The organism is Pseudomonas sp. 32_A (assembly GCF_017490905.1).
GTDB lineage: Bacteria > Pseudomonadota > Gammaproteobacteria > Pseudomonadales > Pseudomonadaceae > Aquipseudomonas > Aquipseudomonas inefficax.
This window is the reverse complement of the sequence record NZ_JAFGYI010000243.1, coordinates 1-487: the sequence shown is the minus strand read 5'-3', so window position 1 is coordinate 487 and position 487 is coordinate 1. Positions and strand designations below refer to the sequence as shown.

At 61.8% G+C, this 487-nt stretch carries 1 pseudogene; it reads left to right on the top strand.

The window, feature by feature from the left end:
- Nucleotides 1-487 (top strand): annotated as a pseudogene (locus tag J5M58_RS26495) (IS3-like element IS407 family transposase); the annotation flags it as partial.

Below are 487 nucleotides of genomic sequence, written 5' to 3'. Positions count from 1 at the left end.
AATGAGGTGCTCGCGGCGCGTCTGGTGAAGTTGGCGCACGAACGTCGTCGATTCGGCTACCGCCGACTGCACGCCCTGGTGGAACGCGAAGGCACGCACGCCAATCACAAGCGCATCTATCGCCTGTACCGTGAGGCAGGACTGGCTGTGCGGCGCCGTCGCAAGCGCCACGGCGTCATGATTGAGCGCGAGCAACTGGCATTGCCGGGCGCACCCAACGAGGTGTGGTCAATCGATTTCGTGATGGATGCGCTTTCCAACGGCCGGCGCGTGAAGTGCCTGACCGTCGTCGACGATTTCACGAAAGAGGCTGTCGACATCGTCGTCGACCATGGCATCTCAGGTTTGTATGTCGCTCGGGCATTGGACCGTGCAGCTCGCTTCCGTGGCTATCCCAAGGCGGTGCGAACAGACCAGGGACCCGAATTTACGAGCCGCGCGCTTGACCAGTGGGCGTATGCGAACGGCGTCACGCTGAAGTTGATTC